Here is a 14,867-nt window from a genome sequence, read left to right as displayed (position 1 = left end):
AATTATCTTTTTTCAATGTTCTACTCTTACTTACTAAATTCGATACATAAATTTGCAACATCGCGTGTTGCATCTAATTTGGCTGCCGCTTTTGCTTTTTCAGCCATTTTTAATACCCGTGACTTATCTTGAACATAGGGTTTTAGCAAGGCAACCAAGTCGTCTTGCGTCATATCTTTTTGCTGAATGAGTAACGCAGCTTGTTGCGCTACAAGGTAATTGGCGTTTGCAGTTTGGTGATCATCAACGGCATATGGAAATGGCACAAATACAGCCATTTTCCCCGCGGCAGCAACTTCGCTTACCGTTAACGCGCCTGCGCGACATACAACAATATCTGCCCACGCATAAGCTTTATCCATATCATGAATAAATTCGTTCACCTGTGCGTTAAGCGCCATTTTTTCATAACGTTTGGTTACTTCCGCCAAGTGACCTTTACCAGTCTGATGGAAAATAGCCAATTTACTTTCTTGTGCCAGCGTTTTAAACACATCAGGTAATTGATCATTAAATACTTTTGCACCTAACGAGCCGCCAACCACCAAAATATTGCAGCATTCGCTGTCTTTCTCTACTTGAGCTGTTGCAACACTGCTGCGAACGGGATTACCGATAATTTTGCATTTTGCACTATCAAATGCCGAAGGAAACGCCGCCATCACTTGATTTGCAATTTTGGCAAGCAACTTGTTACTAAGGCCAGCAACCGCATTTTGCTCATGAATTAGTACCGGAATGCCTAGTAACTTTGCTGCTACACCAGCAGGCCCTGTAACATAACCACCCATGCCAAGTAATACATTTGGCTTTTCTTGTTTCATCACTTTACGTGCTTGCAATATCGCTTTCGCCACCATAAAGGGCGCTTTTAGTAAACGCATAATGCCATTACCGCGCACCCCTTTAACATCAATGTAGCGAATATCAATGCCGTGACGCGGTACAACATCCGCTTCCATTCGGTCGGAGGTGCCTAACCACACTACTTGCCAACCTTGCTCTTGCAGATAATTTGCTACGGCGATCCCGGGGAAGATATGCCCCCCTGTGCCACCAGCGACAATCATTATTTTCTTACTCATGATTTTCGCCCTCTTACAGTGGCTTGTTTTGTCGCCATTTTCACCTCAAAATCAACACGCAATAAAATGCCGGCTGCAACCGTCATTACTAATAAACTTGAACCACCATACGATACGAACGGCAAAGTCAGGCCTTTGGTAGGTAAAATACCCGCGCTCGCCCCAACATTAACCATACTTTGAAAGGCGAACCAAATTGCGATACCTAGCGCCAAATAACCTTCGTAGTCTTTACCAGCTTTAAGGGCATTAAAGCCAACATTTAGCGCTCTAAAAATCAGCACAAATAACACAGTTAACACGCTCAATACGCCGATAAACCCGGTCTCTTCGGCTAAAATCGCGAAAATAAAGTCGGTATGCGCTTCAGGCAGATATTGTAGTTTTTGCACACTATTACCTAACCCTTGGCCAAACCAATCTCCACGGCTGTATGCCATTAACGACTGAACCAATTGATAACCCTTACCAAACGGGTCATCCCAAGGATCCATAAAGCCAGTAATACGTGCACGACGATAAGGTGAACTGGCGATCAGCAATACCACTAAGCCAACACCTGCCATCATCAGAGCAAAGAATTGCCACAAACGTGCGCCCGCTAAGAACAGCAAACCCACAGTTGTAACAAACATTACTACTACCGTACCTAAATCGGGTTGCATCAAAATCAAAAATGCATAAACCGTAAATACAGCTAGTGGTTTAATAAAGCCTTTTAAGTTTTCTTGCACCTCAGATTTTTTGCGAACCAAGTAACCAGCGAGATAACAAAAGAAAAATAACTTAGCAACTTCAGATACTTGAATATTAATCGGTCCTAAACCAATCCAGCGCGTTGAACCGTTTACTTCACGACCGATAACCAGTACCGCGATTAACATAGGTACACCTGCCAGCAACAGCGGTAAATTGGCCTTTTTCCAAAAACTCATCGGTAAGCTGGTTGAGATCATCAACAAACTCATACTCAACACTAAATACACCACGTGGCGAATGGTGAAATGGAAAGGGTTATCAAACATACGAATTGCAGTAGGCATCGACGCGCTGGTTACCATAATAAAACCAACGCCAATCAAAATAACCATGCAATAAATAAGAGGAATATCGTAAAGTGTATTTGAGCGCACATGAAATTGCGCTTTTAAAAACTCAAGCACCTTCATGATTTCACCGCCTTGTTAACCAACTCAACAAATACATCGCCACGATGTTCAAAGCTGTTAAACATATCAAAACTCGCGCACGCAGGGGCTAGCAATACAATGTCGCCTGAAACAGCGATAGCCTTCGCCTGTAATACGGCATCTTCAAATGAACTTGTCTGAATTGCGTTTTCACATAACGCCGCTATCTGAGCTTTATCTTTACCAAAGGTTATAAGCTGTTTAACGGTCGTTTCAATATCAACTTTTAATGGTGAAAAATCAGCACCTTTGCCAACACCGCCCGCTAATAAAATAATATTTTTACCTTTAGCTAAGCTTGTTAATGCAGCTTGTGTTGCACCAACGTTCGTCGCTTTGGAGTCATTAACATATAGTACGCCGTTATCTTCACATACTAATTGGCAGCGATGAGCAAGCCCTGAAAACTGATTAAACGCCGTTTTAAACACATCAACTGGCAGTTTAAGATTTTCTAACAGCGCCATAACTGCAAGCGCGTTTAATTGGTTGTGTAATCCAATCACTTTTAGCTCATCAGTACTCAACATTTGTTTGCCGTGTACATTGAAGCATTGCTGCGAAATCGTGTAATCACCTTGTTGCGCACCAAAACTAACACCTGGCGTTTGCTCACAATGGGTTAATGCATCATCAAAATTAACAACCACGTGTTTACTGTGTAAATGAATGCGCTGTTTAGCGTAAGCATAATCACCAAGGCTGTCGTAACGATCCATATGGTCTTCACTAATGTTTAGCACGCAACTTGCTTCGCACACTAACGAATGCGTTGTCTCTAATTGAAAGCTCGATAGCTCCAATACATAGCAATCGTAATCTTGGTCAATAACATCCAGTACCGGTGTACCAATGTTGCCCGCAAGCGCCACTTTATAACCCGCTTGCTTTAATACATCGCGCGTTAGTGTAACCACAGACGACTTGCCATTAGAGCCTGTTACCGCATACACAGCTTTGGTATTAATCCGAGCAAATAGCTCAACATCGCCAATCACTTCTACACCACGGGTTATTGCATCTTGTATATACATGTTAAAAAGCGCAATACCTGGGCTAATAACGATTAAATCAACGTTTTTAAACAACGTATCATTAAGGGCACCAAAATGTGTATCTGTTGCAAGCTGTGTAGCAATATCAGCATTAGGTGGCAAATCACGACTATCCACAACGCTAAACGCAATATTTTTACGAGCGAAAAAACGCATTGTGCTCAGACCGGATACACCCAGCCCAAGCACAATAATTTTTTTGTTTTTAAGTTCGTCTAAATAATTCATTTATCTCAGCTTTAATGTTGCTAAACCGGCTAAAACTAAAACCACCGAAATAATCCAAAAACGCACAATTACCCGTGGTTCTGGCCAACCTTTTAATTCATAGTGATGGTGTATGGGTGCCATGCGAAATATACGTTGGCCGCGCAATTTGTATGAGCCCACCTGCAAAATAACCGATAGTGCTTCCATTACAAAAACACCACCCATAATCACGAGTACCAATTCTTGTCGCACTAATACCGCGATAATGCCAAGTGCACCACCTAGCGCAAGCGAACCTACATCGCCCATAAATACTTGCGCTGGATATGTGTTAAACCATAAGAAACCTAAACCCGCCCCCACAATCGCAGTACAAAGAACAACTAGTTCACTCGCTTCTGGGATATAAGGAATATGTAGGTAGTTGGCAAAATTAACGTTACTGGTTACGTACGCAATAAATGCAAATGCGCCCGCAACTAAAATCGTAGGTACAATAGCTAGTCCGTCTAATCCATCGGTTAAGTTAACGGCGTTTGATGTACCAACAATTACAAAGTAAGCCATTACAATGTAAAACAAGCCAAGCTGTGGCATTACTTCTTTAAAGAAAGGTACAACAAGCGCAGTTTCTTGCGGTAACGCAGCACTGTAAAATAAAAATGCACCGGCAGTTAAAGCAATTACCGACTGCCAAAAGTATTTCCAACGGGCAATCAGGCCGTCAGTGTTTTTACGTACTACTTTACGGTAGTCATCAATAAAACCCACAACACCAAGTGAGCCGATAACAAATAACGTGACCAATACATAACGGTTGCTTAGGTCAGCCCATAACAATGTACTGGCAAAAATAGAACCTAAAATCAAAATGCCGCCCATTGTTGGTGTGCCTGATTTAGATAAATGCGATTCTGGGCCGTCATCACGTACAGTTTGACCAATTTGCATTAGCTGCAAACGACGAATCAATTTTGGACCAAAATAAAGCGACAGCATAAGTGCGGTTAACACACCTAAAATAGAGCGAAACGTTAAGTACGAAAAAACGTTAAAGCCTGAGTAAAATTGTGTTAAATATTCAGCCAACCACATTAACATGACTGTTCACCTTTCTTATTATTGAGCTCGTCTACAAGTAGTTCCATTCGAGAACTACGCGAACCCTTTATCAAAATTGTTGTACGCTCATTGCCGCTAGCTGCATCGTTAAGTAACGCTTGCTTTAACGCATCGACAAGTTTTTCGCGGGTTGAGAAGTGGCGGCCAGGTTGTTCAAATACATCACTCGCCGATTGACTAAGCACACCTAATGTATATACATGGTCTATGCCTTTGTCTCTGGCGTATTCACCTACTTCTTGGTGATAGACACGTGCATCTTCACCAAGTTCAGCCATATCACCTAAAACCAGTATTTTTTTGCCGTTAATACCGCTTAGTAGGTCAATTGCTGCACGAACCGAGCCTGGATTAGCATTGTAGCTATCATCGATAAGAGTCAGCTTTTGCGAGACCTCAATAATATTCACGCGCCCTTTTACCTGCGGCATATTACTTAAGCCAGATGCAACTTGTTTTAAACTAACGCCCAGCGGAAGTACCAGCGCTGAAGCAACTAAGCTGTTAGTGACATTGTGTGAACCTGGGATCGGCAAATCAACTCGCACCGCTTCACCTTTATAAACAAGGTCAAAGCTTGCACGACCAAAATCATCTAATATTATGTTTTCAGCCCAAATATCTTTGTGCTGTGTGGCTGAGAACTGAGTTACCTGCTTGTCTTCAAGGCGTGCTAACCAATAGTCAATAAACTCACTATCGGCATTAACCACTGCCACACCGTTTTCAGGTAAGCCTAAGAAAATTTCGCCTTTTGCACGCGCTACACCAAATAGGTCGCCAAAACCTTCTAAATGCGCTTCCGCCACATTGGTAATCGCCGCAACATGCGGTTTTACTAAATCAGTGGTATAGGCAATTTCACCTAAATGATTTGCACCCAGTTCAATCACCGCATACTGGTGCTTTTCTTCTAATCGCAACAGGGTAAGAGGTACACCAATATCGTTATTAAAATTACCATCGGTCGCCAGTACTTCACCAAGCTGCGATAAAATCGCCGCGGTCATTTCTTTAACAGTGGTTTTACCTACACTTCCCGTCATCGCAACAGTTTTAGGACTTACTTTAGCCATCACAGCTGCGCCTAATTTACCTAATGCAAGACGAGAGTTTTCAACGATAAACTGAGGGATATCGACATCTTGTTCTACTTCAACAATCAACGCTTTAGCACCTAATTTTTGTGCTGTTTGGGCGAATTTATGACCATCAAAGTTTGGTCCTTTAAGTGCTAAAAACACTTCGCCTGCTTGTAATTTTCTTGAATCGGTTACAATTGTTGAAAATGCTACATTTTCGCCGCGGTATGACACACCTAAGACGTCTGCAATCCAGTTTAGATCAGCCGTAATCATGCGCTTTCCCCTTTTAAAATCTGCTGTGCAACTAAGCTGTCACTAAAGTGCAGCGTGTTAGTGCCTATTATTTGGTAGTCTTCGTGGCCTTTGCCAGCAATTAAAACAATGCCTTCAGCAGAGGTGGTGGCAATCGCATGCGCGATAGCTTGATAGCGATCATGCTCAACCACAGCTCGTTCAGCAGCTGCAAATCCAGCTAAAATGTCTGCGGTAATTGCTTTTTCATCCTCTGTACGCGGATTATCATTAGTAACAATTACTTTATTTGCATACTTTTCAGCTATTTGCGCCATAAGTGGGCGTTTACCTTTGTCTCTGTCACCACCACAGCCAAACACACACGTGATATTGCTGCCAACATGTTCCGACAATGCAATCAATGCTTGTTCAAGGGCATCTGGTGTATGGGCATAATCGACAATACAGGTAGGTTTATTATCTGCGCTGAAAGCTTGCATTCTTCCGACTACCGCATCTAATTGGTCAATTTTATCAATTAACCAATTAAAGTCATATGTTAAATTCAGTAATGTCGCGAGTGCTGCGGTTAAGTTATATAAATTAAACTTACCAAACAAAGGTACAGTAACTTTGTGGCTTCCCCAGCTCGAGCGAATATCACAACATAAGCCTTGTTTTGAATACTTTGCATTATCAAATGAGACAAACGGATAGCTAATATCGGTTGGCAGGTTTTCACCAAATAGAACTGGGTTAGGAATACGACCTTCTGCGAGCCATTGCTTTACTTGCGCATCGTCAAAATTAACGACATTACATTTCGTTGAGAAATTGGTTAGTAGTGATAATTTTGCCTCGCCATACGCGAGCATAGTGCCATGATAATCAAGATGATCACGACTTAAATTAGTAAACACCGCAATATCAAATGCACTATGCGCCACTCGCTGTTGCACTAAACCATGAGACGACACTTCCATTGCCACTAATTCATAGTCACGCATTTGCCAAAATAAATCTTGTAGGTCAATGGCTGAAGGCGTGGTGTTAGCCAGTGGCGTAAGCTTTTCGGTTTGACCCCAGCCAAGTGTACCAATAACACCTGTTTTTTGCTCGGGTGCACTGGCCAGATTTGCGATCATACTCGTTACGGTAGATTTACCATTAGTGCCTGTAACGCCAACTAATTTAAATTGCGTACTCGGCACGCCATAAAAAGCACTCGCAAAAAGACTCAGTTTGTTCGCTAAGCCATCAATAACGTGTACATTCTCTAGATTTGGTTGATATTGACATTCGCTATCAACAAGTACCAGCGCAGCGCCAGCTGCCAAAGCGTTATCGATAAAACGTGAACCATCGAGTTGATGACCTTTAATCGCAATAAACGCAGTACCGGGCGCTATGGCCCGGCTGTCTAAAGTCAGTTTATGTGTTTTAATGCCGCAGCTAGGTTCACCTATTGCGAGCAATGCGCGATCAATAGGTAACATAGTCCCGCCGTTGATTTAGTTGCGCGACAGCTTCAAGATCTGGTGCAACATTTAAGATTCGCAGCGATCCCGACATAATTTCAGAAAACGCAGGGCCGGCAACATCACCACCATAATAAACGTCACCGCCCGGTTCATTGATCATAACAACAACCGCTAAACGCGGATCAGATACTGGCGCAATACCTGCGAAGTAACCGACATATTCATCACCATAGCCGCCAAATGCAGCTTTTTTTGATGTACCCGTTTTAGCTCCAACGCGATAGCCATCCAGTTTTACACGTCTTGCTGTACCGCCGCGTTCAAAAACGCTTTCCATCATTTCTAGTACAGCAAAAGCATTACGCTCTTCAAACACACGATCACCGTGTACTTTGCCTTCTTGTTTTAAAATCGTCAGAGGACGGTTAATGCCACCAGATCCGATAGCCGCATAAGCACGTGCCATTTGCGCAGTACTTACTGAAATTCGGTAGCCATAGGCTAATGTTGCCACCTCAAAATCAGACCAGCGACCATGCGGTGTAAATAAGCCATCACTTTCACCAACCATACCTGTGCCAGTTTCTTCACCAAACCCTAAACGTTGGAAGAAACCGATAAAGTCTTGCTTAGGCATGGTTTGCGCTATTTTTGATACACCCACATTTGACGATTTTTGTAAAATTGTGCGCAGATCCATTGGGCCATTGTTCTTGCCGTCAGTAACAATACTACCGCCAACACGCATCCACCCTTTGGTTTTTATCACAGTATCAAAATCGATGGTGCCATATTCCAGTCCAGCTAAAACCGAAATAGGCTTTAACGTTGAGCCAGGCTCAAATAAGTCGGTAATTGCGCGGTTACGGCGTTTATGTGGCGCCGCATCTTTTAAATTATTTGGATTGAACGACGGGCTATTCACCATAGCCAAAACTTCACCAGTCGTTACATCAACAACCATAGCGCTACCCGATGTTGCTTTATAACTCAGCACCGCTGATTTTAAAGAACGGTAAGCCAGTGATTGAATGCGCTGATCAATGCTCAGTTGGATATTTTCAGGTTCAATACGCGCACGTTCATCAAGAATTTCAATTTCTCGACCTTGTGCGTCTTTGCGAATGGTACGTTTACCCGCTTCACCAGTTAACGCTTCATTATAAAGTTTTTCAATGCCTTCGATGCCTTCACCATCGATGTTAGTAAAGCCAAGTACGTGCGCAGTGACTTCACCCGCTGGGTAGAAGCGTTTTGATTCGTCGAGTAGGTAAATTCCAGGCAGTTTTAATTCTGAAATATAACGTGCTACCGGTGGAGTCACCTGACGTTTTAAATACACAAAGCGACGAGTATTGTCGCTTGTTAGTTTTCCATCAATTAACGGCTTTTGCAGGCGTAATACTTCAGCGAGATCCTGCCAACGCGAATCGCTGTTATAGATTTCAATTTTTTCTTTTGCGACGCGTGCGGGATCACTATCTAATGCTTTGACCGCTTGTTTAATATCAAGCTGATTTTCTCTCGCATGCTTGCGTGCAAGACTATAAACCTTGGCTGTTAAGGCCTTATCAAGTTGTTTTGGGTCACCATAAACACTTACTACCGGTACGCTAATCGCCAGTTCGTTACCATGGCGATCTAAAATTAAACCACGCTGTACATTAACCTTTTCTACGCGTACCGTACGTTTATCATTTTCAGACACAGCAAAATCAGGTTCGATAACCTGAATGTAAGCGGCGCGTGCAACCAGAGTTGCAAATACGGCAAAAATCGTGGCACATACCAATAAGTATCGCCAGCGAATTAAGCTGCCTTGTTTTGGTTTAGTACTATGTCGTTTCATGGTAATACCACCAGCTTTTCATCCTTGCGTTCTGGTCGTTTCATATCAAGTTTTTTCTTGGCGATATCTTCAACTCGGGCATGCTGTGCGTAGAATTCACTTTCTACAACCAAATAGCCCCACGCCAAATCTAATTCATCTTTTTGTTGTAATAACGTGTCTTGTTTGATCACTTCCGCACGCGACGCATCGGTAACCATCACTACGGCAAATGCCGAAGCAAAAATAGAAAAAAGCAGCCCCAATGTGACTTTCTCCCTAAAAAGTCCCTTAGTGATCTCGATAAACAGGTTTGGCTGACGTGTATTATTTTTACTAGCCACTACAACCTCTTAGCGATCCTAAGTACGGAGCTGCGCGCACGGCTATTGCGAGCTATTTCTTGCTCGCTCGGTTTAATAGCCTTACCTATCGCTTTTAACGTTAGGTTTTGTTTTAACTGTTCATCAGTAAGCGGAAGGCCTCGCGGTACTGCTTCGCCTTTGCTTTGCTTTTTAATAAATTGCTTAACAATGCGATCTTCGAGTGAATGGAACGAAATTACCGCTAAACGGCCATCTTGCTTAAGTACATCAAGCGAGCCTTGTAAAGCTGTGGTGATTTCTTCAAGCTCGCTGTTGATATAAATTCGAATTGCCTGAAACGTACGTGTTGCTGGATGCTTGTGCTTATCTTTTACTGGTACTGCTTCATCAACTAACTTTGCAAGTTGCTTAGTCGTTGTGATTGGATGCTCATCGCGCGTTTCAATAATTTTGGTCGCAATACGGCGGCCAAATTTTTCTTCACCATATTTCTTAATAACAAAAGTGATGTCTTCTAGTTCCGCTTCTGCCAACCACTGCGCTGCGCTGCGGCCAGAACTCGGGTCCATACGCATATCCAGTGGACCATCATGCATAAAGCTAAAACCACGGTCTGCTTCATCAAGCTGCGGACTTGAAACACCAATATCTAGCAAAATACCATCAACCTGATTTAACAAGTTGAGGTTTTCAGCTACCTGGCGGATATTTGAAAAGCGATCATGCACAATCTGAAAGCGCGCATCATCGGCAAACTTTTTCGCCGCTTCAATTGCCGTTGGGTCGCGATCTATCGCAACGAGTCGCCCTTGGCCACCTAGGCGTTTTAGAATTTCGCCCGAATGACCGCCTCGACCAAAGGTACCATCGATGTAAATACCGTTTGGCTTAATATCTAAAGCCTCGATCGTTTCGTCGAGTAACACGGAAATATGCTGTTGGCTTTGAGACATAGGGCGCCTATTATTAAAAATTGAAATCTTGTAGTCGTTCGCTAACGGTCAGATCTTTTTGCTGTTCTTGGGCGATATCTTGTTGTAGTTTTTCATTCCAAGTATCTTCATCCCAAAGCTCAAACTTATTGAGTTGACCAACTAACATTAATTTTTTATTGAGCCCTGCATGTGCTCGGAGTGGAGATGACAATAAAATTCTGCCGTTTTTATCAAGCTGACATTCCATCGCACTACCAAGTAAAATACGTTTAACGCGGCGTTCCGCTTCAACCATATTCGATAACTGACTCAGTTTTTGCTCAACTTCTTGCCATTCACTTAGCGGATACAACAAAAGACAGGGATCTTTTAAGTCAATCGTGCACACTAACTGGCCTTCGCAATCTGCCTGCAATAAAGCACGAAACTTGGTTGGTATTGCCAAGCGTCCTTTGTCGTCGAGGTTAATTGCATGTGCGCCACGAAACATGTAAGCGTTCCCATTTTGTTATTAGTGCCGATCCACTGAGATCCATTTTTTACCACTTTTCTCCACAACGTTAGAGTCTAGGGCTTGACACAGGTATTTGTCAAGAATTGTAACAATAATATTTTTCTCGCTAGCCCTTTATTGATAAGGGCTAGAGCAAAGTTAATGAATTTAGTGGAAAAATGTGGAGAGAGATCTTAGATCAAGCCTTTACTAGCCTAGCATTAAAACTTTTTGCACAAAAAGCGATCGAATATTTATGGTTTAAGAAAATAAAGCATACGCATAACAGATAGTGCTTTTACAAACTTTAACTGTAAAAAGTTGTTGTTATTTTGACCCTCTGATATTTTGTTACGATAAATTGCGATCTTATTTAAGGAAATATTTATGAAGTTCAGTAAATTGCAAAAAGGAATTACCTTAGCGTTATCAATGTCGATGTTAGTAGCCTGTAATAGTGATTCAAGCTCAGACGTAGACCCAGATAATGGTATTGGTGGCGGCGATAATTCATGGGTTGCCGGTGAATTTAAAGCAAAAGAGATATTTGCAAATAAATGTGCCGTTGTTCGTACGGGGTCTGATCCTTATACCAATGAAGTATATAAAGATCGTGCTGGTACACTCACAGATGAAAAAATGTGGTTACGTTCTTGGAATCATGAATCATACCTCTGGTTCGATGAAGTTGAAGATGTCGATCCTGCCAATTACAGTACACCACAGGCTTATTTCGACGTACTTAAAACCTTTGCCAAAACCAGCTCAGGGGCAGATAAAGATAATTTCCACTTCGCACAAGATACCGCTGAGTACCGTAAGCGCACGCAAGGTAGTGCATCTTCAGGATATGGCATTCGCTGGCAAGCGCGTAACCTCGATGCAGAAGGTCGTTTCACGCTTCCACGCACATTATATGTGGCAACTATTGAACCAGGTTCACCTGCAGATACAGCAGGCTTTATACGTGGCGATCAAATCATCAAAGTGGATGGTGCTGATTTCTTAAATGGCAATGATGTTGACACACTTAATGCCGGTTTGTTTCCGACAAATAATGGTCAAAGTCATGACATCACGGTAAAAGATGTATTTGGCGCAGAAAGGACCATTACAGTGACATCTGGTAGTTATGATCTTTCGCCAGTTAAAGCGACCAATACCTTTGTCCATGCAGGTAAAACGGTTGGCTATATTCAATTCGATACATTTAATATCAGCGACGCGCAAGATGATCTAATCAACAAGTTCACCCAATTTAGGAACCAAAATGTTAGCGAGCTGGTAGTTGATTTAAGATACAACGGCGGTGGTTTGCTCGCGCTTTCTTCACAGCTTGCTTATATGATTGCCGGTGATGTGAATACGCAAAACCGAGATTATTATACGCTTAAGTACAATGGCAAATGGTCTAACGATGAAACTATCGGCTTCTATGATAAAAAAATTGATTGGCAAAACGGTAATTTAACTAATATCGATTTACCAACCGTAGGCCTAAATAAGGTATACGTGTTATCGAGTGATTCAACTTGTTCAGCAAGTGAAGCACTAATTAACGGCTTAAAAGGTATTGATTTAGATGTTGTATTAATTGGTGGCCAAACATGTGGTAAGCCTTATGGCTTTGTTCCAACCGATAATTGCAGTACAACCTATTTCACAATTCAGTTTAGCGGTGTAAATGATAAAGGTTTTGGTGAGTACTCTGATGGACTAATTCCTAAGCAAAATCCTAACTTCCAAAACGAAGTGCGCGGCTGTACGGTAAGTGATGACTTAACTCGTCCACTCGGTGATATTTCAGAAGGCATGCTATCAGCTGCGCTTTACCACATCGAACGAGGCAGCTGCCCACCAATTGCTGCAAGCTATGCACCAAAGACATCAACAACGGCTAAACAAGTTGTTGGGGAGCCTCTTAAAATGCCACAAGATCGTACGCAACAAATGATTGAAAATAATGCGATCTTTACGCCTCTTGAGACTACAAATAAATAAACGGCGGTTTATTTATTAACGCTAGAAAAAGGTGGCCTTGCCACCTTTTTTATTTATATATCTTCTTCACAGCATTTTTTTCATACTAATTACCGGAAAATAAAAAACAACGAAATCCCGCCAACCGCAAGCACAGTGCCAAACAGCGTTTTTCCAGAAGGGATTTGCCCTTTTAAAATTGAAAACAATAAAATAAATAAAGGTGATGTGGCAATTAACGTTTGCGCTACAGCCGGATTCGCATATTTAAGTGCAATTTGCTGCAACCAAAGCGTTAAAAAGGTCCCCACCACAATGGCAAGTAATAGTAATACAAACTCACGCTGTGCCATTTTTGAAAAACCAGTAACTAGCTGGGCTAACTGTTGTCGTTTAATCAGTACAAGGGTTAAAAGCAGCACGCCCACACCCGCAAGTAGTCTAAGTACTGCTCCTAGTAACGGCTCAATATCGCCAGCAACAAGGGCATAATGAGAAATCACCACGCCCGAGGCTTGGCAAACACTGGCTAATAAACCAAACCCTATGCCAGCTGCATTCACTTTTTGGGTATGGGTTTCAGGCTGCATTACCACTAAGGCTACCGCAAAGGTCGTTACCAACACTCCTAACCAACTCTGCCAAGTTAATAAGCTTCCAAGTATAAATACCGCTAAAATACCGGAAAGTGGCGGAGCGATTGATTCAAGCAAGAGAGTTTTATTTACGCCTATGCGCTTTAATGACGCAAAATAAGCACTATCACCAATAGCAATACCTATCACACCTGAAAATAACAAAATCCCTATATGCTCAGGCGATAAAGAAAATTCCACATTTGGCAGTAAAGGCAGCGTAAGCAACATTAATGATGCAGCAATAACACCTTTAACCAAATTAAGCTGCAAGGCACTAAAGTGATGACTAAAGCGACCATACAGCAGGCTTGCTAAAGCCCAAAAAAAAGCCGCAGCTAACGCTGCCACTTCACCTAACATACTATTTCCTCAATAAAATTCTTTCCACTAGATTGAAATTCTCAGCGCAGCTGCCACAGTTAAAGTAGCCCCAAATAAATGTTGAGAGCAAATTATGGCAAATTGGATTGATGGACAAGTTACTCATATCAAGTGGTGGAACGACAAGCTATTTAGTTTAACCGTGTCTGCGTCATTACCAAGTTATAAAGCAGGGCAATTTACTAAACTTGCAATGACAATTGAAGATAAAAAAGTCGCCCGTGCATATTCTTTCGTCAATACACCGCCAAACAATAACCTTCACGAGTTTTTACTGGTTACTGTGGAAGACGGATTACTTTCACCGCCGCTTTCGGATTTAAAAAAAGGGGATACATTGCAAATTGCTGAGCAAGCCTCTGGCTTTTTTACGTTAGATGAGGTGCCAGAATCTGACACATTATGGCTATTAGCGACAGGCACGGCGATTGGGCCTTTTTTATCTATGCTAGGTGATGGTGCGATTTGGCAAAAGTATAAACATGTTGTGCTTGTTCACGGGGTACGTAATCACACAGACTTAGTTTATCAGCAGCAAATTTGCGACCTGTGTAGCAATCATCCACTGACGTTTGTGCCCGTTATCAGTCAAGAGGAGTGGCCCGATGGGCTGCAAGGTCGCATTACTAATGCGATAACCTCAGGTGAGTTGTTTAGCCATGTTGAAGTAACGCCAACGCCACAAAACAGTCAATTTATGCTTTGTGGAAATCCAGAAATGGTCAAAGAAACAACGCAATTACTATTAGATTTAGGCTTTACGCGAAATCGCCGCGCAAAGCCTGGAAATATTACCGTGGAGCAATATTGGTAAGGTGTCGTAA

At 42.3% G+C, this 14,867-nt stretch carries 13 protein-coding genes; 2 read left to right on the top strand and 11 right to left on the bottom strand.

Features of this window, described 5'->3' with window-relative positions:
* Positions 1-26: 26 nt before the first annotated feature.
* From murG to mraZ, 10 genes are read right to left on the bottom strand one after another with little or no spacing between them, the layout of a single operon-like run.
* The gene (gene murG / locus PSPO_RS01705) at positions 27-1,085 is read right to left on the bottom strand and encodes an undecaprenyldiphospho-muramoylpentapeptide beta-N-acetylglucosaminyltransferase (protein ID WP_010561168.1); all 1,059 of its coding nucleotides are present in this window, start codon (positions 1,083-1,085) and stop codon (positions 27-29) included.
* Positions 1,082-2,254, bottom strand: a complete 1,173-nt coding sequence (gene ftsW, locus PSPO_RS01700) for a cell division protein FtsW (RefSeq protein WP_010561169.1) — start codon at positions 2,252-2,254, stop codon at positions 1,082-1,084. The genes murG and ftsW overlap by 4 nt, the downstream gene beginning before the upstream one ends.
* Entirely contained in the window at positions 2,251-3,558 is a 1,308-nt protein-coding gene (gene murD / locus PSPO_RS01695; RefSeq protein WP_010561170.1) for a UDP-N-acetylmuramoyl-L-alanine--D-glutamate ligase, read from the bottom strand. The genes ftsW and murD overlap by 4 nt, the downstream gene beginning before the upstream one ends.
* On the bottom strand, positions 3,559-4,641 hold the full coding sequence (gene mraY / locus PSPO_RS01690) for a phospho-N-acetylmuramoyl-pentapeptide-transferase (protein WP_010561171.1): 1,083 nt from the start codon (positions 4,639-4,641) through the stop codon (positions 3,559-3,561).
* Positions 4,635-6,020 (bottom strand): UDP-N-acetylmuramoyl-tripeptide--D-alanyl-D-alanine ligase, encoded by a 1,386-nt coding sequence (locus PSPO_RS01685; protein WP_010561172.1) that lies wholly within the window; start codon positions 6,018-6,020, stop codon positions 4,635-4,637. The genes mraY and PSPO_RS01685 overlap by 7 nt, the downstream gene beginning before the upstream one ends.
* Positions 6,017-7,477 carry a UDP-N-acetylmuramoyl-L-alanyl-D-glutamate--2,6-diaminopimelate ligase gene (locus PSPO_RS01680; RefSeq protein ID WP_010561173.1) on the bottom strand — a complete coding sequence of 487 codons (1,461 nt, stop codon included), beginning with the start codon at positions 7,475-7,477 and terminating at the stop codon, positions 6,017-6,019. Before PSPO_RS01680 ends, PSPO_RS01685 begins: the two co-directional genes overlap by 4 nt.
* Positions 7,464-9,311, bottom strand: coding sequence for a peptidoglycan glycosyltransferase FtsI (locus PSPO_RS01675; RefSeq protein WP_010561174.1), 1,848 nt, complete (start codon positions 9,309-9,311; stop codon positions 7,464-7,466). Before PSPO_RS01675 ends, PSPO_RS01680 begins: the two co-directional genes overlap by 14 nt.
* Entirely contained in the window at positions 9,308-9,634 is a 327-nt protein-coding gene (gene ftsL, locus PSPO_RS01670) for a cell division protein FtsL (protein WP_040641515.1), read from the bottom strand. Before ftsL ends, PSPO_RS01675 begins: the two co-directional genes overlap by 4 nt.
* Entirely contained in the window at positions 9,634-10,569 is a 936-nt protein-coding gene (gene rsmH, locus PSPO_RS01665) for a 16S rRNA (cytosine(1402)-N(4))-methyltransferase RsmH (protein ID WP_010561176.1), read from the bottom strand. The genes ftsL and rsmH overlap by 1 nt, the downstream gene beginning before the upstream one ends.
* Positions 10,570-10,582: 13 nt before the next feature.
* Positions 10,583-11,041, bottom strand: a complete 459-nt coding sequence (gene mraZ, locus PSPO_RS01660) for a division/cell wall cluster transcriptional repressor MraZ (protein ID WP_010561177.1) — start codon at positions 11,039-11,041, stop codon at positions 10,583-10,585.
* 390 nt (positions 11,042-11,431) lie between these two features.
* Here mraZ and PSPO_RS01655 point away from each other — a divergent pair, with 390 nt between their 5' ends.
* Positions 11,432-13,045 (top strand): S41 family peptidase, encoded by a 1,614-nt coding sequence (locus tag PSPO_RS01655; protein ID WP_010561178.1) that lies wholly within the window; start codon positions 11,432-11,434, stop codon positions 13,043-13,045.
* 89 nt (positions 13,046-13,134) lie between these two features.
* Here the strand turns inward: PSPO_RS01655 and PSPO_RS01650 are convergent, their stop codons facing one another.
* Entirely contained in the window at positions 13,135-14,022 is an 888-nt protein-coding gene (locus PSPO_RS01650; protein ID WP_010561179.1) for a DMT family transporter, read from the bottom strand.
* Between the two features lie 94 nt (positions 14,023-14,116).
* Between PSPO_RS01650 and PSPO_RS01645 the strand changes: the two genes are divergently transcribed.
* Positions 14,117-14,857, top strand: coding sequence for a ferredoxin--NADP reductase (locus tag PSPO_RS01645; RefSeq protein WP_010561180.1), 741 nt, complete (start codon positions 14,117-14,119; stop codon positions 14,855-14,857).
* Positions 14,858-14,867: the final 10 nt, after the last annotated feature.

The organism is Pseudoalteromonas spongiae UST010723-006, from assembly GCF_000238255.3.
Taxonomy (GTDB): Bacteria; Pseudomonadota; Gammaproteobacteria; order Enterobacterales; family Alteromonadaceae; genus Pseudoalteromonas; species Pseudoalteromonas spongiae.
The sequence above is the reverse complement of the archived record's forward strand: the minus strand, read 5'-3'. Positions and strand labels throughout refer to the sequence as shown.